Source organism: Olivibacter ginsenosidimutans, from assembly GCF_039542865.1.
Classification (GTDB): domain Bacteria; phylum Bacteroidota; class Bacteroidia; order Sphingobacteriales; family Sphingobacteriaceae; genus Olivibacter; species Olivibacter ginsenosidimutans.
On the sequence record NZ_BAABIQ010000005.1, the window covers coordinates 23,002 to 43,231 of the forward strand.

Below are 20,230 nucleotides of genomic sequence, written 5' to 3' on the forward strand. Positions count from 1 at the left end.
AAAGAAAAGCATCCGCCAACTGGCGGGTGCTTTTTATTTTGAACAACAAGTTATTAAATTTCGGATTTAAATTCCTTATCACCTATGTGGTTTTGTGTTAAAATTTGTTAAAATGGAGCTGAATAGCAGGCTCTTGCGTATTTTTGTGTTTATATGAAGCGGAAAAGTATAGCGGCCATTATTGGTTTGATGTTATTTGCATTATTGGGTGTAATAGCCATGCAATACTATTTCATAAGCCAATCGTATCATTTAAAAACCCAATTATTCGATGAAGCGGTAAATGCCGCACTCAATACCGTTGCGCTTAAGGCTGAAAAGCGGGAGGCTGTTGATTTTTTACAGGCGAAGGAAGCCCAAAATCGGAAGTTACAGGAGAAACGTGAAGCCGAGTGGCGTACTAAAATGTTTGTAGAGAAAATTAAACGGGAACAGCGTCAGCAAGAAATGGAGGTCCGCGAGCTGGAAGCCAAATTATTGCGAGCCTTTCCTAGTGCTACCCTGATCACGAATGATTTTTATGAAACGTACATGCGTGATGCCAAACTTAAAAATCTGGTCAATGTGGAGCTTGTTACGATGCCCGAGGGCTTTTATCAACAACGGAATAGATTAGATGTCTACGTCAATGACCCGGTTAGCCATCCAAAAAAAGCAAAAGACGATAGCTTGCGCTATGTTTTTATTGATCCCTATATGAACGACATTGGTGTGGTTGCCTTACCACCAAGAAAGGATAGACGGTTAGACGCTCAAATGAAGAAATATGAGCAACAAGAAAAATTCTTCCAAACGGGGTCATTGGTGGATTCGTTTATGGCTGCAGCACAAGGCCCTTCAGTGATGGAAAATTTGGCCAGTGATCTGGAAATGGCAAAAAAGCCCTTAAAAAGTCGGATTGATGTAGGCTTCATCCGGCAAGAACTAAAGGAAGAATTTGCCAATAGAAACATTCATCTGCCTTTTGAACTTCGGATAACTGGTCAGCAAGATTCGATATTATATCGCTTGGTTTCGTTTGCAGGGCAGTATGACAATAAGAATTTTTATAGTACCATCTTATTTCCGAATAGTGTTATCCGTTCTTCGGGAAAATTATCGGTCAGCTTTCCAAGCAAACGATCATTGATGCTAGGGAATATGGGCGTAATGTTAGGATCATCGATAGCATTACTCCTCGTTCTTATCGGTTGTTTTACGTATACGATTTTTACTATCCTCCGTCAAAAGAAGATATCGGAAATGAAAACCGACTTTATTAATAACATGACTCACGAGTTTAAAACGCCGGTGGCAACCATTATGATTGCAAGTGAATCGTTAAAAGATCCGGAAATTATCGCCGATCCTAAACGAGTAGATCGTTTGGCGAATGTGATCTATGATGAAAATGTGCGTTTGGGTAACCATATTGAGCGTGTTCTGAATATAGCGAAGATTGATAAGGGTGAGTTACGTATGGATCGGCAGGAGCTTAATATGAATGATTTGGTGGGAGCAGTAATTGATAGCATGGATTTGCAGTTGAAAAAGCGTCATGCAAAGGTTGGGCTGGAAATGGAAGCTCGCGATCCTGTTGTAAATGGTGATGAATTTCATTTATCAAATGTCATCTTTAATTTGATCGATAACGCCATAAAATACAGTAAAGAAATTCCTGAAATAACGATTAAAACCTGGAATAGCGGGAACAGCATTCATATAACAGTAGCCGACCAAGGTATCGGAATGAGTCGCGATCAATTGTCTAAAATTTTTGATCAATTTTATCGGGTGTCTACCGGTAATTTACATGATGTTAAGGGATTTGGTTTGGGCTTAAGCTATGTGCAGGATATTGTGAAACGAATGAAAGGTACAATTAAGGTGCGAAGCGAAAAGAATAAAGGTACGGAGTTTGAGGTCATTTTACCCGTATCTCATCATTAAGCAAAAGAATATGCGAAAAATTTTATTAGCAGAAGATGATCCCAATCTTGGCGAAATATTAAAGGATTATTTAGAACTAAAAGGAAAGTTTGATGTAAAACTCTGCCAGGATGGTGAGGAAGCCCTGCGTGCCTTTGGGAGAGAGGACTTTGATCTGTGTATCTTAGATGTCATGATGCCCAAGAAAGACGGGTTTTCGCTCGGGAAAGAAATCCGAAGAGTAAATGAAGCAATTCCGATTATTTTTGCTACGGCAAAGGGTATGATGGAAGATAAGACGGAAGCCTTTAATTTGGGGGGGGATGACTATATAACTAAACCATTTAGGGTAGAGGAGCTATTGCTGCGGATTAATGCTTTACTGAAGCGTAGTTCACAGCAAGACCGGACGACGGAGGAAGAATTGCCCGTTAACTTTGATCTTGGGGAATATCATTTTGACTATACAACACAACTTATTTCCCGGTATGGGCAACAACAAAAGCTTTCTACAAAGGAGGCAGAGCTATTGCGAATGCTGTGTCTAAAAAAGAATGATGTACTTACTCGTGAAGAAGCACTGATAAAAATTTGGCACGACGATAACTATTTTAACGGAAGAAGTATGGATGTTTTCTTAAGCAAACTTAGAAAATACCTTCGGGACGACCCTAAAGTAGAGATTGTCAATGTGCATGGAAAAGGGTATAAGCTATTGGTGGGTTAATGGATCAGTTCTCCAACATGTTTATGGATGTTGTTCGCCATTTTGCTTAAAGGAAGGTCGTTTAAGTCTGAACCGAAAGGATCTTCTATTTCTTCTGCGATCATCTCTAGAGAGGTAAGTACGTAGAAAGCAAAAACTACCGCTGGAACTACAAAATAGCCTAGGGAAAAGACGAATCCGTATGGAAGGGTCAATACATAAACCGAAATAAACTTTTTAATGAAAGAAGTATAGGTAAAGGGGATTGGTGTGTTTTTAATCCGTTCACAAGCGCCACAGATATCCGCGAATGCAAGTAGTTCGTTGTTGAGTAGAATGAATTGGTCTCCGGAGATAATCCCTTCTTTATATAAGATGTTGGTGCGCTTGAAAAGCATGGCTGCCACCTGATTCGGACCATGTTTACTGTCATCTAACTGGGCAAACGCTGGATGGTCTTTTTCATCTAGCATAAAGCGCGTTCTACTGGATTGAAGATGATCTCTTAACGTGTTCGCAAATAAAGGTATACTTTTTTTATAGAAGCTTCGGTTCACCTTATCGTTTATAGGTAAAAGACTTTCGATGCGTAAGGCGAGGTTTCGGCTCGTATTGGTTAGCTGTCCCCATAATTTTCGGCCTTCCCACCAACGGTCGTAGGCGGTATTTGTTCGGAATACTAATAGAATAGATAGCACGAAACCCAGTAAACTGTGCATGGAGGGAATATTGCGTAACCAGCTCTGCTCAGATAATTTTAGATATTCGATTTCGAAGAAAGCTATGGCCCAAGAATAGATCGCCATAAAAAAAAGAAAGGGATAAAGTTTTTTTATCGTTTCAGAACGGTGAAAGGAAAAAACAGCATGCAACCAATCTTTTGGATTATATATAATCATGGCGTGATCAGAATTAAAATTGCGGTAAACTTAGATAACTCCATTTTCTTTTACAAGTCAAATTTGATTCCTTGTGCTAAGGGCAATTTGTCTGAAAAATTTATGGTAGTGGTTTGGCGCCTCATATAGGCCTTCCAAGCATCCGATCCAGACTCCCTGCCACCACCAGTTTCCTTTTCTCCGCCAAAAGCCCCTCCTATTTCTGCCCCTGAAGTGCCAATATTGACATTGGCAATACCACAATCGGAACCATTAACCGATAAGAAATGTTCTGCTTCTTTCAGATTTAGGGTCATAATAGCAGAAGATAAACCTTGTGGAACATGATTTTGTATAGCAATAGCTTCCTCTAATGTGTCGTATTTCATCAGGTATAGGATGGGAGCAAAAGTTTCTTGATGGGTTATTTTGGATGTTGGTGGCATTTCTACTACACAAGGTTTCACATAACAGGAGGATGGATAGTTCGGTCCAGAAAGTAGTCCCCCTTCAACAACAAGCTTACCACCTTCTTTTTTGCATTGTTCAATGGTACTTAGATAAGTCTGTACAGCTTGCTCGTCAATTAGGGGCCCAACGTGGTTTTTTTCATCCAAGGGATTTCCAATACGTATTTGTTGATAAGCCTTAACGAGCCGCTGCTTAAATTGTTCATAAATGGATGCATGGATGATAAGCCTACGGGTGCTCGTACAGCGTTGGCCGGCAGTACCTATCGCTCCGAAGATACTGGCCAATAATGCGGTATCTAAATCGGTATGCTGCGTGATAATAATCGCATTGTTTCCTCCGAGTTCCAAAATCGATTTACCTAAACGTGTAGCCACTGCTTGTGCTACCGATTTACCCATGCGGGTTGATCCCGTAGCAGAAATTAATGGGATACGGGAATCGTTGGCCATTAAGGTGCCAAGAGAGGCATCTCCTTGGATTAAACAAGAAACAGCCTGAGGAATTTGGTTCTTAGTAAATACCGCTTGTACAAGTTGTTGGCAAGCTTCTGCAGTAATAGGTGTCTTTTCCGAAGGTTTCCAGATACAGGTATTTCCACAAACCCAAGCGATAGCTGCATTCCAGCTCCATACCGCTACAGGAAAATTAAATGCCGAAATAATACCCACGACCCCTAAGGGATGCCACTGTTCGTACATACGATGTTGCGGTCGCTCGGATTGGGTGGTTAACCCGTAAAGTTGCCGGCTTAGTCCCACAGCAAAATCACAAATATCGATCATCTCTTGTACTTCTCCGTAGCCTTCTTGAAGGCTTTTTCCCATTTCGTAAGAAACGAGTGCGCCTAAATCTTCTTTGTGAGCTCTTAAAGCTGTGCCGATCTGCCGAACAATTTCCCCTCTTTTAGGGGCAGGAATTTGTTTCCATGTGGAGAAGGCTTGGTTTGCTTGCTCGACCTGATTCTGATAGGATGCTTCAGTGGTTTGTACAACATGCGCAATCAGTTGTCCATCAACTGGAGAGTAACTTGCAAGAGTTGTCGACGTAGAAGGAAGGTGCGAGCGGATTTTTAATCTTTTTAAAACAGAGGAAATAGCTATAGAAATCATATTGATTATTGTTTTAAGGATGCTATACAAACCTAAATATAATCTGAAGGAAAACCATGAATTTGTAGGTTTCTTTTTGCGTGAAGTGTTTATTTTCAACGGCTTCGGTTGATATGTTGGTTAAAAAATAAATCCGTATCTTTGTACAAGGAGATTAGTAGATATCAGTTATGGTTTCTTCATTAGGTTACTGCTGGCGGGTGTATAGAGGGAAAAAGTGTTAAAAAAATAATAAGCTAAACGGCTATTTTACAGGTGTTTGTTTTTCTGAGTGTTTGTTTGTGGAAAACTAAATTGGCTAAATAGCAGTTTTAACGGTAATTTGAACACATAAATTTCATCAGCAAGTACCGCCAGACCAGATGGATATACTGGCATGATAATCCGGACGCAGTCGTGTCCATTGCAGGAGTCGTTCATTAAATAGTGGACGCAAAGAATGAGGGAGCCCAATAAATAGCTAAACTACTAATTATTAAATTGCGATGGAAGACGATTTTGATTTTGAATTCTCTGAAGACCCAAAATTTTCAGTGGAACGCTACGAAGAAATGATCCGCAATGAGGATCAGTATTTTTTTGATGCTCAAGCCTTTGAAGGGATTATTGACTATTATATGGAGAAAAATGACCCGGTAAAAGCCCTACAGGTAGTAGATTACGCCGTGAGTCAACATCCTTTTGCAGCCATATTCTATATTAAGCAGGCCCAGCTTTATTCTATAACCAATCAGTTGGATCAGGCCTTAAGGGCACTGGATAAAGCTGAACTATTGGAGGCCTCCGAGCCAGATATATTTCTTATACGGGGAGGAATTCTCGGCACTATTGACCGTTACGAGGAAGCGATAGCCAATTTGGAGAAGGCTCTTTCTTTGGCCGAAAATGCTGACGAGATCTACCTGCAAATGGCAATGCTTTTTCAGAATAAAGGGGATTACGAGCAAGCGATTCATTATTTAAAAAAGAGCTTGGAGCACAACATGGAAAATCAGGAGGCCCTTTATGAACTAGCTTTTTGTTATGACGTGTTGGATAGACAAGAGGAAAGCATTGGGTTTTATTTGCAATATATCGATAATGAACCCTATTCTTATGCTGCTTGGTATAACTTGGGCAATGCTTATCATAAGTTAAGTTTATATGAGAAAGCAATTGACGCGTATGATTATGCTATTTTGATCAAGGAGAATTTTGCGTCTGCCTATTTCAATAAAGGAAATGCCTTGGTTAACCTTGATCGGTACGCGGATGCTATTGCCGTTTATAAGCAAACATTTGAATATGAACCACCAAGCGCGGAAACCTATTGCGCAATAGGTGAATGTTATGAGAAGCTAGAGCAGATGGATGAGGCCCGTTCTTACTATAAAAAAGCGGTAAAATTAGATCCTAAACTGGGCGATGGTTGGTTTGGTATTGGTGTGACATTAGACTACGAAGAACGTTACTTTGAGTCATTGCACTTTTATAAAAAGGCTTTAGGTATTGATGACCAAAATCCGGAATACTGGTTTGCCATTGCAGATGCGAGATATAAGCTTAAACAAATCAAGGAAGCTGAAGCGGCATACGAGCGGGTGGTCGAGCTTAATCCCTTAGACATTGAAGCCTGGTTGGATTATTCCTCTGTTTTATATGAGCAAGAAAAGTTATCTGGTGCCATAGAGGTTATTTCTGACGCTATTAAGCATAATCCGGATGCAGCAGAGCTCTATTACAGAATGGTCGCTTATTTATTTGCTTTTGGGAAATACACAGAGGCGCTCCATTTTTTGGAATTGGCCTTAACGGCTGATCCGGAAAAATATCATATACTGTTTGAGTATTTGCCGCAACTACAGGATAATAAGGTGATTCTCGAAATTATCAATAAATTTGCGCATTAAGATGATATTTATCGGCGCGAAAGTTTAACAGTGTTGATTTTTTTTTTCACCTTTGCATTCCTATGAACTTTGAGTTAAATAATATCCCTACACGGACTCTCAAGCCTCGGAATAATGGGATAACAATGGTGATGGATAAGGGGATGAGTACGCGACAAGCTCAAGACTTCATCGAAGTTGCTGCTCCACACACCGATGTCATTAAATTGGGCTGGGCGACGTCTATGGTTACGCCAAAGCTTGAAGAGAAACTACAAATCTATCGAGATGCTCAAATGCCCTTTTATTTCGGGGGCACACTGTTTGAAGCATTTTTAATTCGCAATCAGTTTGATGCTTACCGGAAAGTATTAGATAAATACAAAATGGAATATGCTGAAGTTTCGGACGGATCAATTAATCTACCCCACGATGAAAAGTGTAAATACATTGATATTCTTAGTAAACAGGTAACGGTAATTTCAGAAGTGGGTTCTAAAGATGATAAGAAAATTATAGCTCCTTATCGTTGGATAGAACTTATAAAGGCGGAGCTGGAAGCGGGATCGTGGAAGGTCATTGCTGAAGCTAGAGAAAGTGGAAATGTGGGAATATACCGGGAAACAGGAGAGGTAAGACAGGGATTGATCGATGAAATTTTAACACAAATTCCTCAGGAATCTATTATTTGGGAAGCCCCCATAAAGGCTCAGCAAGTTTGGTTTATCAAATTAATAGGTTGTAATGTTAATTTGGGAAATATCCCTCCCCAAGAGGTAATACCTTTGGAAACCATTCGTTTAGGATTACGAGGCGATACGTTTGATCACTTTATTTCGACATAATTGTTGAGATGAAAATTAGCTTATTATTTTCGTTGGTTAGGATTTTTATAAATAATAAAGGGCGTTATGATGCGCCATGGTTTTTATTAAATTAGTGATGAAGAAATTTGGATTGATTGGATATCCGTTGAAGCATTCTTTTTCCAAGCAATATTTTAATGAGAAATTTGAACGGGAAGGACTTACAGATCACCATTACGAATTATTACCCCTCCAAAATGTTAGTGATCTTCCTGATTTATTGCGGCAACAACCTGAACTCTGTGGCCTGAATGTGACGATACCGCACAAAATAGGTGTCATGTTCTATTTAGATAAAATTTCTCCGGAAGCCAAAGAAATAGACGCGGTGAATTGTATCAAGATTGTAAAATCGAATCCGGTAGAATCATTTTTCAGCGGAGAAATGTGTATGAAAAGGGTGCAGTTGGAAGGATACAATACCGATGTATATGGCTTTGAAGAGTCCTTGAAGCCTTTGCTTAAAAAACACCATCACAAGGCATTAGTCCTTGGGAATGGAGGAGCCGCACGAGCCGTTTTTTATGTACTCAAGAAACTAAATGTCGATTATGACGTGGTTTCTAGACGGGCAAATGCCAAGCAGTTTTCCTACGAACAGCTAAATCAGGAAATTATAGAGGGGCATCCGCTGATTATCAATACTACCCCATTGGGTACTTTTCCCAAAGTAGACGAAAAGCCGGTCATCCCTTACGAATTTATTGGTGAAAAACACCTGCTGTATGATTTGGTGTACAATCCAGAAGAAACGGCATTCTTGAAAGAAGGGAAGGAAAGGGGTGCCACTATAAAAAATGGATTGGAAATGTTACACTTACAAGCAGAGAAAAACTGGGAAATTTGGAATGCTTAGTTAAGGATCTGTTACCTCTTCTTTCATTACAGTGGAGCATGCGGCTGTAAATGTACTACTAAACGTACCGTGCCAGATTTTCATTCATGGGAATTTATGCTTCTGCAAAAAATAAAAAGCTAAATTCTTTCGACCTGTTTTTATATTTTGTGAAAGGAGGCAAATTAATTAAGTTTGTTGATATGATACAGGTTAAAAGGTTTGAAAATAATCCCTTTGCAGAAAATACGTATCTTCTTTTTGATGAAAGTAAAGAATGCGTTGTTGTTGACCCAGGAATGTATACGCAGGCAGAAGAAATGGCGGTTTTGGAATTCATTGACAAATACAAACTGAAACCTACACTATTACTGAATACCCACTGCCATGTGGACCATGTGTTAGGAAATAAGTTCATTTATGAACAGTTTAATCTGTTGCCGCAATTCCATGAGCTAGAAGCGGCTGTCTTATCCGATGTACAGGTGAGGGCTCCCATGTTTGGCCTAAGATATGAGCAATCACCTATTCCTGAACAATTTTTACAAGAGACCGGAAGCGTTTATTTTGGTGATAGTTCCTTAGAATTGATTTTTGCACCAGGGCATTCTCCTGGACATTTGTGTTTTTATAGTGTAGCAGACAAGTTATTGATCGGTGGGGATGTGTTATTTAAAGGAAGTATAGGAAGAACAGATTTACCCGGAGGCAATCATCAACTCTTACTTAAAAACATCAGCGAAAAGTTGTACCGGTTGTCTGATGAAACGCTTGTTTATCCAGGACATGGACCAGAAACAAGTATTGGTGCGGAAAAGGAAAGCAATCCGTTTATTAGAGGATAAAGGTCATCGTGATGAATACTGCCACCTTCATCGCTAAGCGATACCTTCTTTCCAAAAAATCGATCCAGGCCATCAATATTATTTCTGGTATCAGTACGGCTGGTGTACTGGTGGCGAGTGGAGCCTTGATTCTTATTTTATCTGTTTTTAATGGGTTAGAGAATCTGATTCTGGATATGTATAGTTCCTTTACAGCAGAATTGAGAATTGAACCGGCTTCCGGTAAGGTATTTGAGGAGAATACTACACTCTTTAGCCAGATAAAGCAGCATCCAAGCGTTGCTAATTATAGCGATATATTGCAGGAGAAGGTGTTGCTGCGGCATGGAGACTACCAATATATTGCAACCTTGAAGGGTGTTGATAGCACATATAGGCCAAGTGCTGTCATGGATAGCCTCTTGTGGGATGGAACATTTATGTTAAAAGCTAAGGGGGTGGATTATGCCGTTTTAGGAGCGGCAGCCTTTACTAATCTTGGGATCAGCTTAGAAGATGCAAACCCAACAATAGAGGTCTTTTCACCTAAAAAAGGGGTAAAAAATGCCTTAAATCCGGCAGACGAATTTAATGACCGAAATATAACCTTAACAGGTGTGTTTAGGGCGCAGCAGGAATTGGATAATTTAGTAGTTGTTCCAATAGACTTTGCTCGGGATGTCTTGGGCGAATATAGTGGCGTATCTGCTTTGGAGGTAAATTTGAAACCGAAAGCGAATGTTGATAAGATACATAAGGCCTTTGAAAAGTTGTTGGGAAAATCTTATCAGGTAAAAAATAGAGCCCAGCAGAATCCAGCACTATATAAACTACTGAATAGTGAGAAATGGATGGTATTTTTTATTCTGGCCTTTGTGCTGGTTATTGCAGCGTTTAATATTGTGGGTTCACTGACGATGCTGGTTATCGATAAGCAAAAAGATGTTGCTGTTTTAAGTAGCTTAGGTGCATCTAATCGATTAATTAAGCAAATTTTCTTTTTGGAAGGCATGTTTATTGCTATGGCAGGATGTATTATTGGCTTGGTTATAGGGGCTCTACTCTGTATTGCTCAACAGGCGTTTGGTTTAGTGCGTATGGGTGCTGAAAATATGGTTACCGATGTATATCCTGTAGCAATGCGGCCAACAGATTTTATATTGGTTTTCCTAACCGTACTCCTGGTATCTGGAATAGCATCGGCAGTATCTGCTCAATTAAGCGTTAGGAATATGACCCAATTGAGAGCAGCAGAATAAAAATTAAAAAAATTAATAGTGACAGTAGCAGATATTTTACAGTATTTTAAATCCTATAAAGAAGTTATTACCTTAACCAAATCTCTGCAGGGACGTAATGCCCGTATTCAATTACGAGGAGTAATAGGTTCTGCGGATGCGCTAATTGCGGTAGCTAGCTACCAGTTGCAAGAAAGACCTTTCATTTTTGTTTTGCCTGATTACGAAGAAGCTGCCTTCTTTTTAAGTGATCTAGAAGGATTGCTAGACAGGCAGGTATTATTTTTTCCGTCTTCGTATCGGAAATCTTTTGATTTTACGCAGGCGGATAGTGCCCATGTATTACAACGGGCAGAAACACTAAGTACGTTAAATCATACCTCTGAGCTTCCAAAGATGGTCGTTACTTATCCAGAAGCCTTAGCTGAGAAAGTTATTAATAGAAACGAACTTAGCAAGAATACGCTGGAAATTTCGCTAAATGCGAGATTGGATATCGATTTTATTAATGAATTTTTAATTGAGTACGACTTTGAACGGGTAGATTTTGTCTATGAACCTGGGCAATTTGCCATACGCGGGGGCATTGTGGACATTTTTTCTTTCTCCAATGATCTACCCTATCGGATTGAGTTTTTTGGCGACCTCATCGAGAGTATTCGGACTTTTGACACCGAAAACCAGTTGTCTGTACATAAAATAAATACAGTAACTATCGTTCCTAATGTGCAGGCTAAATTTTTAACGGAGAATAATATTTCCTTGTTGGAATACATTGATCGGGATGCCGTTCTTTGGGTAAAAGACGTTCAGTTTACCTTAGATATTATACAATCAGGATATAAACAAGCGGCTAAATTATGGACTGCTTTATCGACTGCCGATAAAGCACATAATCCGGAATGGATCGATCCAAAATTTAATTTTAGTGATGAGAAAATGTTTGCGAATCTGTTGCAGGATTTTCCGCTGGTAGAATTTGGCAAACAGTATTTTTATAACAGCGATGCCATTATTCATTTTGATCAACGCCCACAACCTTCTTTTAATAAGGATTTCAATTTATTGATCCATAACATCAAGGAGAATGATCGCCAAGGAATTACCAATACGATTTTTAGCGACTCGGCGAAACAAACGGAACGGCTCTTTGCTATTTTAGATGATTTAGATAAGGATGCAAAATTTACACCAATACCCATCGCACTACGAGAGGGCTTCAGTGATTTAGCATTAAAATTGGCATGCTATACTGATCATCAGATTTTTGATCGTTACTATAAGTATAAGCATAAAAAGGGCTACGCACGCTCACAAGCGATTACCTTAAAGGAGCTTCGTGATTTAAAGCCGGGAGATTATATTACCCACATTGATCACGGCATAGGAAAATATGCAGGCTTGGAAAAAGTTGAAGTAAATGGTAAAATGCAGGAAATGATTCGTCTAGTTTATGCGGATAATGACCTGCTTTATGTGAATATCAATTCCTTAAATCGCATTAGTAAATATTCGGGTAAAGAAGGTACCGTTCCTAAAATGAATAAATTGGGAACAGACACTTGGGAAAAGCTTAAAAAAACCACTAAAAAAAAAGTTAAGGATATTGCCCGGGATTTAATTAAACTTTATGCACAGCGTAAAGCACAGTCCGGAAACGCTTTTCATCCCGATACCTATTTGCAAACCGAATTGGAGGCCTCGTTTATTTACGAAGATACACCTGATCAAGAAAAGGCTACCAGCGATGTGAAAAAAGATATGGAAGCCCCACATCCAATGGATCGATTAGTTTGTGGAGATGTCGGTTTCGGAAAGACTGAAGTAGCTATTCGGGCGGCTTTTAAAGCCGTGGCGGATAGTAAACAGGTGGCGGTATTGGTGCCGACAACCATTTTGGCTTTACAGCATTATCGCACATTTTCTGAGCGTTTAAGGGGTTTTCCCTGTCGTATCGATTATATCAATCGGTTTAAGACATCGAAACAGATCAGAGAAACCTTGCAAGAGCTGACCGAAGGAAAAATAGACATTATTATTGGTACCCATCGTTTAGTGAGCAAAGATGTTAAATTTAAAGATTTAGGGTTGTTGATTATCGATGAAGAGCAAAAATTTGGTGTTGGCGTAAAAGAAAAACTGAAGCAATTAAGGGTAAATGTTGATACGTTGACACTGACGGCCACGCCAATTCCGCGAACATTACATTTTTCTTTAATGGGAGCACGCGATTTAAGTATTATTAGCACTCCTCCCCCTAACCGGCAACCGGTGCAGACAGAATTACATGTTTTTAATGAAAAATTAATTCAAGAGGCCGTTGCCTTTGAAATTAATCGAGGGGGGCAGGTCTTTCTTATCCATAACCGGGTGCAGGATCTAAAGCAATTGGGGGGCATGATTTCAAAATTAGTGCCACAAGCCCGGTGTGGAATTGCCCATGGACAATTAGAAGGAGATGCCCTGGAAGATGTAATGCTTAAGTTTATTAACCATGAATTTGATGTGCTTATTGCGACAACCATTATTGAAGCTGGCTTAGATATCCCTAATGCTAATACCATTATCATTAACCATGCGCATATGTTTGGCTTGAGTGATCTCCATCAAATGCGTGGTCGGGTAGGCCGGTCAAATAAAAAAGCATATTGCTATTTGCTAAGCCCTCCTTTGTCTACGCTTACTCCGGAGGCCCGGAAGCGGCTAAGCGCTATTGAAGAGTTTAGCGAATTGGGCAGCGGCTTCAACGTGGCTATGCGGGATCTTGATATCCGCGGAAGTGGTAATTTATTAGGTGCTGAACAAAGTGGTTTTATCGCCGAAATTGGCTTCGAAATGTACCACAAAATCTTGGATGAAGCCATCCAGGAATTGAAAGATGATGAATTTGCTGGCGTATTTAAAGAGGATAAAGAACGGGAATACGTATCTTTTACACAGGTAGATACCGATCTAGAGGTCTATATCCCCGATTCGTATGTAACCAATGTTGGCGAACGCTATAACCTATATAATCAATTGGCCGCACTAAAAACAGAAGATGAAATTGACGTGTTTGAAAAACAGTTAATGGATCGGTTTGGACCTGTTCCTGCAGCGGTAAAAGAATTGATGAATACCTTGCGCTTGCAGTGGTTAGGAAAAGCGATTGGCTTTGAAAAGATTTCCTATAAAAAAGGGATTTTAAGAGGTTATTTTGTGAGCAACAAGCAATCTCCCTATTTTGAAAGTGAACGTTTTGATCGGGTTTTACAGTTTGTTCAGCATAACGCGTCTATTTGTAACCTTAAGGAAGTTAAGGGAACCCTGAGAATAGGTTTTGACCGTGTTCAAAACGTCAATGAAGCCGTAATGCTTTTGCAAGAATTAACCCGATAATCGATGGAGAAAGCAAATGCTATTTTACAGGAGCTGACAAGCTATAAAATGCCTTATGGTAAATATAAAGATTGGCCGTTGACCAAGCTACCGGAAAGTTACCTGTTGTGGTTTCATCGTAAAGGATTTCCAAAAGGAAAACTAGGAATACTTTTGGCTACGATGTATGAAATTAAATTGAACGGGTTGGAATACTTATTGGCGCCTCTGGATGAGAAATCTTTGAACAAATGATAGGATTACCTGTTTGAATAATATAAGCAAATATACATTATGATTCAGTTAAAAATCATCTTCGGAAGTACCCGTGATGGGCGTAAAGGCACTGCTATTGCTGATTGGGTATTTAATCAGGCAAAAAAACACACTGCTTTTGCAACGGAGCTTCTTGATCTCAAATTGGTTAATCTACCCTTTATGGATGAACCAGAGCATCCGCGCGTTCAACGGTATGTGCATCAACATACGAAAGATTGGAGTGCAAAAATAGGAGCTGCCGATGCCTTTATATTTGTAACTCCAGAATACAACTATGGGATGCCTGCCCCATTAAAAAATGCATTGGACTTTCTATTTAATGAATGGGCGTATAAGCCTGTAGCAATGGTTGGTTATGGTGGAATATCCGGGGGAACGCGTTCCATTCAACAGCTCAAACAGGTTACGAATGCTTTGCGGATGTTTCCTTTTGATGGTCTGATTTTACCAAATTTTACCAAACAATTGAATGAAGATGACGGCTTTGCTGCAACAGAGGCGAATGAAAAGGCAGCTGAAGCGATGTTTGCCCAGCTTGAAAAACTTCATGAAACATTAAAGCTATTGCGGAAATCGTAAAGCGTTATTCCTGATCCAGTGCTTGGTGTAAGAATAATTTGAAATCGTACATGGCCTCAATAAAGGGCATAATATACGTGAAGCATTGCTTATCGGTAAGTTCGTTATCCTTTAACGCTTTGCTGACTGTGAAGCTTTTAAGTTTTAAGAATTCGATCTCCGGATGGTCTGGAGCATAACCAACAGGTGCCTTTTTTAATTTATCGTCATCATTTAAGGTACAATACGTAATAAAATCTGGGGTACTGATAATGCGTCTAAATTCAGTACCGTTATAATCAATTTCTTGTCTGATGGCCGCTAAATGATCTTTTTCAGGTCGCCAGTAGCCCCCTGCAATAAAAGAGTTCCCCGGTTCAATGTGCAAGTAATATTCAGGGCCATTGAGTTTTCTTCCAGCGACCGAAATTCCGGCACCAAACCAGTTTTTATACGGTGTTTTGTCTTTACTAAAGCGCGTATCCCGATAAATGCGAAACAAGCATTTGGAAACGGAAATTTCTTCGGTTATATAACGGTCGACCTTGGCTAGATGCTGAATAAAGGTGGTGATAAAATCTTTTACATTTTGATGCGCAGCATCGTAAAGCGATTTATTTTCCAAAAACCAATCGCGATTATTATTGGTCTTGAGGTCGGAAAGAAAGATAAATGTGGAAGGATGTATAGTAACCATATGAACAAAATTAAAGAGCTGTCTAAAAAGGACAGCTCTTCCATAATAAAGATTTACCAGAATAACAAATACAGGGCAGCCACCACTCCCGTTACTAAAATAGAACCAATGGCGAAGCCGGGATGCACCTTAAACATCTTGGTATCTACTTCGAGTCCTTTAGGTGTTACCCCTCTCCTGTTTTCTATATTACTAATAATAATCATCGCCGCCATACAAATAATAAATACGAAACCCATGCGATCAATAAAAGGGATTTCATAAACACCGTCTCCATTCTTTACAGCAAAACCAAAGGGAGCCAAGAAAGAGAGATTCATAATGTTGGGCAAAAATTTAAAAATTACAGATAATATAAATCCCCCAATTGTAGCGAACATGGCTGCTGACGAAGTGGCTTTTTTCCAGAAGAAACCTAGAATAAACATGGCAAAAATGCCTGGAGAAACAAAGCCGGTATATTCTTGTATATATTGAAATCCACCTTTTTTATCGATACCTAAGTGTGGTGAGATAAAAATGGCAAGTAACATGGCGACAATAATGGTTATTTTTCCAGTTGTCACTAATTTTTTTTCTGAGGCCTCTTGATTGAATAGCTTTTTATAAACGTCTAATGTAAATATGGTGGCGATACTATTGGCCTTACCCGCTAGAGAAGCAACTACTGCTGCAGTCAAAGCGGCAAAAGAAAGGCCCTTTAAGCCAGTAGGAAGAAGATTTAGCAAAACAGGATAAGCGTGGTCAGGGTTAACGCTGCCGTCTTGGAGCATTTCTTGCTGGAAGTAACCTTCTTTATATAAAATAAAAGCGGCTATACCCGGTAATACTACAATCACAGGCATAAGCAACTTGAGGGCCGCTGCAAATAGAAGTCCGCCTCTAGCTGTTTTTAAATCAGCACCTAAAGCGCGTTGGGTGATATATTGATTACATCCCCAATAGTTGAGATTAACGATCCAAAGTCCGCCAATGAGTACAGATAGCCCCGGTAAATCTAGGTAATTCTCATTGTCCTTTCCAAAAATCATTTGAAAATGATCCGGCGCTTTATCGTACATGAGTCCTAGACCTTTCAGTGCACCTTGTACCCCAAAATGATCGGCAACTAAGTTAAGTGCAATATAGGTAGTCGCTAACCCACCGAGAATGAGGAAAAAGACCTGAATAACATCCGTAAATCCAATCACTTTCATGCCCCCAAGCGTGATAATGATAGCAAAAACGGCCAAAGCGTAAATACAGAACGTAAAATTAATACCCGAAATACTAGATACCGCCAAAGCCCCTAGATACAGAATGGAGGTTAGATTAACCACTACATACAATAACAGCCAAAAAACAGCCATTACGATACTAACAGTCCCATTATATCGTTGATTCAGGAATTGCGGCATAGTATAAATTTTGTTCTTGAGGTATACCGGAATAAAGAAAATTCCGACAATTATCAAGGTTATGGCAGCCATCCATTCATATGCTGCAATAGCAAGCCCCATTTTGAAGCCCGATCCGCTCATACCAATAAATTGTTCAGCAGAAATATTGGATGCGATTAAAGAGGCTCCAATGGCCCACCATGTTAAAGAACCTTCTGCCAAGAAGTAATCCTTTGAATCCGCAGTAAGCGATTTTTTCCTTTGATACACCCAGAAGCCATATAAGGCCACTATGAGGAAGTAAAAAAGGAATACAAGATAATCAGTTGTTTGTAGGGTTTTCATTGGTTTTTTATTAAAGATTATTTTATTACGTTGAAACGATAAATGGTTTGTGACCGATATGTGTGTCCAGCTTTTAATATGGTAGAAGGAAATTCGGGCTGGTTTGGAGCGTTTGGAAAGTGTTGCGTTTCGAAACAAAAGGCATGTTGCTTGGCATAAGCATTACCCGATTTCCCTTTATCTTTACCGGAGAGCGCATTTCCGGTATAAAATTGTACACCGGGTTCAGTTGTCGATACATCGAGTTTGATGCCGCTTTGTGTTGCATAAGCCGATGCAACAAGGACAGGTTCATAACGTTTTTGGAGAGCAAGGACAAAGGTATGATCATAGCCGCCTTCGCCATGTAGAAGCTGCTGCTCCTGATCGTGAATAGTGCTTGATAAAAGTCGGGATTGTCTAAAATCAAATGGTGTATTTTCTACCGTTGCCACTTCTCCTGTCGGGACGTGTTGGCCATTAATAGGGAGAAATGTTTCGGCATTGATTTGTATAAAATGATCTAAGACTTCGCCTGCACCTTCACCATTGAGATTAAAATAAGCATGGTTGGTCAAATTAACGATGGTGTCTTGATCGGTTGTTGCACGATAATGAATTTTGAGTTCATTATCTTCGGTCAAGAAATAATCTACCGAAGTATTTAAATTTCCTGGAAACCCTTCTTCTCCATCGGGAGAGTTATAATAAAATGTAACACCAGTGGGGTTATGTAGACGCCTATCCCAAATGTGCTGATGGAATCCGTTTTTACCTCCATGCAAAGCATTTGAACCATTATTAGGCTCAATATGGTACGTTTTTCCGTTTAGAGAAAAAGAACCACCTGCAATACGATTAGCATAGCGGCCAACGGTTGTGCCATGATAGATTTCATCAGCCTCTAGGTATTGAGAAATCGTATTGAAACCAAGAACCACGTCGGTAGGATTACCCGATTTGTCTGGTACAATGATGCTGACTATTCTTGCGCCAAAATTGGTCAATGCGACCTGCATGCCACGGCTATTTTTTAAAATAATAAGCGCTGTACTTTTATCCCCTATTTTAGCCTTAAAATCCTCTAGCAATGGGAGCTTGTCTTGCCGCATCATTATTCTCGGTTTAAATTAATCATGCTTGTTCCAGAATTTATTTCTGCAATATAGTATGGAATAGTTATTCCAGTCTTTTCTTTATAGGCTTGTTGCACGGCCTGTGCAACTTCTTCGGCTTTATTTGCGCTAACCAAATTGATCGTACATCCTCCAAATCCCCCACCCATCATGCGAGCACCTAAAACATACGGATTATCCCTGACTAAATTTACCAGTTCGTCCAGCTCGGGGCAGCTCACTTCATAAAGATGCTGTAAACCATCGTGCGTTTCAAACATCCGTTTTCCAAAAGAGGTAAAGTCATCTTTCTTTAAATCTTCGCAGGCGAGCAACAACCGTTTAATTTCGGCAACTACGTAGGTACATCGATTGTAAACGATTTCGTTGGCAGGCTTAACATATTTTAATAACATTTCTTCTGAAACATCTCGTAGGCTTTTCACTTCAGGATAGTGTTGATGGATTAGTCGAACCCCTTCCTCGCATTGTTCACGGCGTTCATTATAGGCAGAGGATGCTAAGGAGTGTTTAACCTGGGTGTCTAACAACAGAATTTTGATATCGCTTGTGTTAAAAGGAATATATTCGTATGTATAGTCTGCGCAGTCGAGTTTAATAAGTTGCTGTTCTTTACCGAAAACACTGGCGAACTGATCCATAAGTCCACAATTTACACCTACAAACTGGTTCTCAGCCGCCTGTGATAATAAGGCAAGATCAAGCTTTTGAATGTTTAATTGAAAAAGTTGACTTAAAGCATAGGCTGTTGCGCATTCCAATGCTGCGGATGAAGACAAACCTGCTCCTTGGGGAATATCACCGGTAAAAACAAGATCAAATCCGTCATTGATGGCATAATTATTTAATTGTAATTGCTCAACTACGCCTAAGATGTAATCTGGCCAAAGTTTACCTGACCGTTTAATGGCATCAACACCTGTTTCAAATGTATCGGAAAGATCCAAGGAATGAAGTCTGATCCGCTTAAGATTATTTTTCGCGATAGCTAAGTAAACATTTTTATTGATTGCTGCAGGTAATACTAAACCATTATTGTAGTCTGTATGTTCGCCGATGAGGTTAACTCTCCCAGGTGATCGAATCAGTAAGGGTTCCTGATGAAATAGGTCTTTAAAAGCGTTTTTTAGGTTAGCAACTTCAGTCATGCTTATCGTTTATAAAAATTTTAGTTTGTAAATGTATTGGATGCTGAAGTAAAAAACAAATAGAATTGTGTGAAAAATACACTATTTCTTCTCAAAATAAGATCACTTTTGTAAAATTTATGTTTCGGAAATAAGAAACGATGGTCGATCTAATTATAAAAAAATAAACACGAGCAAATTTTTATAGCTAATAATCAGCGTGTTAAGCGAAGGTTGTTTCTTAGCAAGCTACTATGTATTGCAAAATACCTAATAAAACATATATCTTTGTATTATGCTAGTAGAAAACACGCAAACCCAAATGAGGAAGGGAATACTTGAATATTGTATTCTATCCATAATTTCCCGAGGGGAAATATATGCCTCAGATATCATCAGCGAGCTTAAGATAGCTCGGTTATTGGTGGTTGAGGGTACTCTATATCCTCTTCTAACCCGATTAAAAAATAATGAGCTGTTAAGTTACAGTTGGAAAGAATCCAGCGCAGGGCCACCTCGGAAGTATTACCAAATCACTCCGGCAGGACAGCAAGTATTAAAGGCGTTAGATGAGACATGGAATGAGTTGGTATTTGCGGTAAAAACAGCAACCACGTGGAGCCCTAAGGAAGAAAATAAAGCAAATCATTCTTAAATTTTTTTGATC

The 20,230-nt window shown here is 39.6% G+C and carries 17 protein-coding genes; 11 read left to right on the forward strand and 6 right to left on the reverse strand.

Going from position 1 to position 20,230, the window contains the following annotated elements:
• Positions 1–153: 153 nt before the first annotated feature.
• Entirely contained in the window at positions 154–1,929 is a 1,776-nt protein-coding gene (locus ABD930_RS03625; protein WP_345230333.1) for a sensor histidine kinase, read from the forward strand.
• A 10-nt stretch (positions 1,930–1,939) separates the two neighbouring features.
• Positions 1,940–2,635, forward strand: coding sequence for a response regulator transcription factor (locus tag ABD930_RS03630; protein ID WP_345230334.1), 696 nt, complete (start codon positions 1,940–1,942; stop codon positions 2,633–2,635).
• On the opposite strand, the gene ABD930_RS03635 is transcribed toward ABD930_RS03630, so the two are convergent.
• On the reverse strand, positions 2,632–3,513 hold the full coding sequence (locus tag ABD930_RS03635; protein ID WP_345230335.1) for a bestrophin family protein: 882 nt from the start codon (positions 3,511–3,513) through the stop codon (positions 2,632–2,634). The two genes, ABD930_RS03630 and ABD930_RS03635, sit on opposite strands and share 4 nt — an antisense overlap.
• A gap of 50 nt (positions 3,514–3,563) precedes the next feature.
• Complete coding sequence (gene amaB / locus ABD930_RS03640) at positions 3,564–5,075, reverse strand: L-piperidine-6-carboxylate dehydrogenase (RefSeq protein WP_345230336.1); 1,512 nt, start codon at positions 5,073–5,075, stop codon at positions 3,564–3,566.
• A 485-nt stretch (positions 5,076–5,560) separates the two neighbouring features.
• Here amaB and ABD930_RS03645 point away from each other — a divergent pair, with 485 nt between their 5' ends.
• The 8 genes from ABD930_RS03645 to ABD930_RS03680 all read left to right on the forward strand — a co-directional run bounded on the left by ABD930_RS03645 (position 5,561) and on the right by ABD930_RS03680 (position 14,921).
• Positions 5,561–6,964 (forward strand): tetratricopeptide repeat protein, encoded by a 1,404-nt coding sequence (locus tag ABD930_RS03645; RefSeq protein ID WP_345230337.1) that lies wholly within the window; start codon positions 5,561–5,563, stop codon positions 6,962–6,964.
• A gap of 62 nt (positions 6,965–7,026) precedes the next feature.
• Entirely contained in the window at positions 7,027–7,788 is a 762-nt protein-coding gene (locus ABD930_RS03650; protein ID WP_345230338.1) for a phosphosulfolactate synthase, read from the forward strand.
• Positions 7,789–7,885: 97 nt separating this feature from the next.
• Positions 7,886–8,665 (forward strand): shikimate dehydrogenase family protein, encoded by a 780-nt coding sequence (locus tag ABD930_RS03655; RefSeq protein ID WP_345230339.1) that lies wholly within the window; start codon positions 7,886–7,888, stop codon positions 8,663–8,665.
• Between the two features lie 182 nt (positions 8,666–8,847).
• The gene (locus tag ABD930_RS03660; protein WP_345230340.1) at positions 8,848–9,489 is read left to right on the forward strand and encodes an MBL fold metallo-hydrolase; all 642 of its coding nucleotides are present in this window, start codon (positions 8,848–8,850) and stop codon (positions 9,487–9,489) included.
• Between the two features lie 11 nt (positions 9,490–9,500).
• Positions 9,501–10,727 carry an ABC transporter permease gene (locus ABD930_RS03665; RefSeq protein WP_345230341.1) on the forward strand — a complete coding sequence of 409 codons (1,227 nt, stop codon included), beginning with the start codon at positions 9,501–9,503 and terminating at the stop codon, positions 10,725–10,727.
• Between the two features lie 18 nt (positions 10,728–10,745).
• Positions 10,746–14,084: a transcription-repair coupling factor gene (mfd, locus tag ABD930_RS03670; RefSeq protein ID WP_345230342.1), complete on the forward strand. Its 3,339-nt coding sequence runs from the start codon at positions 10,746–10,748 to the stop codon at positions 14,082–14,084.
• 3 nt (positions 14,085–14,087) lie between these two features.
• A complete protein-coding gene (locus ABD930_RS03675) occupies positions 14,088–14,318 on the forward strand; it encodes a DUF3820 family protein (RefSeq protein ID WP_345230343.1) in 231 nt (76 codons plus the stop codon).
• Positions 14,319–14,357: 39 nt separating this feature from the next.
• Entirely contained in the window at positions 14,358–14,921 is a 564-nt protein-coding gene (locus ABD930_RS03680; protein ID WP_345230344.1) for an NADPH-dependent FMN reductase, read from the forward strand.
• A gap of 4 nt (positions 14,922–14,925) precedes the next feature.
• Here the strand turns inward: ABD930_RS03680 and ABD930_RS03685 are convergent, their stop codons facing one another.
• Genes ABD930_RS03685 through ABD930_RS03700 form a run of 4 tightly spaced genes read right to left on the reverse strand, consistent with a single transcriptional unit; the run spans position 14,926 to position 19,584 of the window.
• Positions 14,926–15,597: a DUF2461 domain-containing protein gene (locus ABD930_RS03685; protein WP_345230345.1), complete on the reverse strand. Its 672-nt coding sequence runs from the start codon at positions 15,595–15,597 to the stop codon at positions 14,926–14,928.
• A gap of 53 nt (positions 15,598–15,650) precedes the next feature.
• Positions 15,651–17,321 (reverse strand): sodium:solute symporter family transporter, encoded by a 1,671-nt coding sequence (locus ABD930_RS03690; RefSeq protein WP_345230346.1) that lies wholly within the window; start codon positions 17,319–17,321, stop codon positions 15,651–15,653.
• 17 nt (positions 17,322–17,338) lie between these two features.
• Positions 17,339–18,415 carry an aldose epimerase family protein gene (locus ABD930_RS03695; protein ID WP_345230347.1) on the reverse strand — a complete coding sequence of 359 codons (1,077 nt, stop codon included), beginning with the start codon at positions 18,413–18,415 and terminating at the stop codon, positions 17,339–17,341.
• Complete coding sequence (locus ABD930_RS03700) at positions 18,415–19,584, reverse strand: galactokinase (protein WP_345230348.1); 1,170 nt, start codon at positions 19,582–19,584, stop codon at positions 18,415–18,417. Before ABD930_RS03700 ends, ABD930_RS03695 begins: the two co-directional genes overlap by 1 nt.
• Before the next feature lie 274 nt (positions 19,585–19,858).
• Between ABD930_RS03700 and ABD930_RS03705 the strand changes: the two genes are divergently transcribed.
• Positions 19,859–20,218: a PadR family transcriptional regulator gene (locus ABD930_RS03705; RefSeq protein ID WP_345230349.1), complete on the forward strand. Its 360-nt coding sequence runs from the start codon at positions 19,859–19,861 to the stop codon at positions 20,216–20,218.
• The last annotated feature ends 12 nt before the right edge of the window (positions 20,219–20,230 follow it).

Excerpts from the sequence above, each read along its gene's own strand:
- ABD930_RS03625 (WP_345230333.1), top strand. The coding sequence starts at position 154 with ATGAAGCGGAAAAGTATAGCGGCCATTATTGGTTTGATGTTATTTGCA.
- ABD930_RS03630 (WP_345230334.1), top strand. The coding sequence starts at position 1,940 with ATGCGAAAAATTTTATTAGCAGAAGATGATCCCAATCTTGGCGAAATA.
- ABD930_RS03635 (WP_345230335.1), bottom strand. The coding sequence starts at position 3,513 with ATGATTATATATAATCCAAAAGATTGGTTGCATGCTGTTTTTTCCTTT.
- amaB (WP_345230336.1), bottom strand. The coding sequence starts at position 5,075 with ATGATTTCTATAGCTATTTCCTCTGTTTTAAAAAGATTAAAAATCCGC.
- ABD930_RS03645 (WP_345230337.1), top strand. The coding sequence starts at position 5,561 with ATGGAAGACGATTTTGATTTTGAATTCTCTGAAGACCCAAAATTTTCA.
- ABD930_RS03650 (WP_345230338.1), top strand. The coding sequence starts at position 7,027 with ATGAACTTTGAGTTAAATAATATCCCTACACGGACTCTCAAGCCTCGG.
- ABD930_RS03655 (WP_345230339.1), top strand. The coding sequence starts at position 7,886 with ATGAAGAAATTTGGATTGATTGGATATCCGTTGAAGCATTCTTTTTCC.
- ABD930_RS03660 (WP_345230340.1), top strand. The coding sequence starts at position 8,848 with ATGATACAGGTTAAAAGGTTTGAAAATAATCCCTTTGCAGAAAATACG.
- ABD930_RS03665 (WP_345230341.1), top strand. The coding sequence starts at position 9,501 with ATGAATACTGCCACCTTCATCGCTAAGCGATACCTTCTTTCCAAAAAA.
- ABD930_RS03675 (WP_345230343.1), top strand. The coding sequence starts at position 14,088 with ATGGAGAAAGCAAATGCTATTTTACAGGAGCTGACAAGCTATAAAATG.
- ABD930_RS03680 (WP_345230344.1), top strand. The coding sequence starts at position 14,358 with ATGATTCAGTTAAAAATCATCTTCGGAAGTACCCGTGATGGGCGTAAA.
- ABD930_RS03685 (WP_345230345.1), bottom strand. The coding sequence starts at position 15,597 with ATGGTTACTATACATCCTTCCACATTTATCTTTCTTTCCGACCTCAAG.
- ABD930_RS03690 (WP_345230346.1), bottom strand. The coding sequence starts at position 17,321 with ATGAAAACCCTACAAACAACTGATTATCTTGTATTCCTTTTTTACTTC.
- ABD930_RS03695 (WP_345230347.1), bottom strand. The coding sequence starts at position 18,415 with ATGATGCGGCAAGACAAGCTCCCATTGCTAGAGGATTTTAAGGCTAAA.
- ABD930_RS03700 (WP_345230348.1), bottom strand. The coding sequence starts at position 19,584 with ATGACTGAAGTTGCTAACCTAAAAAACGCTTTTAAAGACCTATTTCAT.
- ABD930_RS03705 (WP_345230349.1), top strand. The coding sequence starts at position 19,859 with ATGCTAGTAGAAAACACGCAAACCCAAATGAGGAAGGGAATACTTGAA.